Below are 255 nucleotides of genomic sequence, written 5' to 3'. Positions count from 1 at the left end.
GCCGGCTGAGCGCGAGCTGATGACCGCTCTTGCCGTCGGCCGCTCGACCATTCGCGAGGCGATCCGGCATTTCCAGGCGCTCGGTGTCATTGAGACGCGCAAGGGAAGCGGCACTTATCTGCTGAAGCCCGTGTCAAGGGCGACGATCCACATGCCGCTATCGTTCGATACCGCACACCTTCGCGACGTGCTGCTGCAAACGCTGGAGGTACGCCGTGGAATTGAATGCGAGGCGGGCATGGTGGCGGCGCGACG

General features: G+C 64.3%; 1 protein-coding gene. It reads left to right on the top strand.

Annotated elements, in window-relative coordinates:
- Positions 1 to 255, top strand: a 255-nt coding sequence (locus EOD29_RS33340; protein ID WP_164764025.1) for a GntR family transcriptional regulator, incomplete at both ends; no start/stop codon positions are given.

This window comes from Mesorhizobium sp. M1A.T.Ca.IN.004.03.1.1 (assembly GCF_003997555.1).
In the GTDB taxonomy this organism is placed as follows: Bacteria; Pseudomonadota; Alphaproteobacteria; order Rhizobiales; family Rhizobiaceae; genus Mesorhizobium.
The sequence above is the reverse complement of the archived record's forward strand: the minus strand, read 5'-3'. Positions and strand labels throughout refer to the sequence as shown.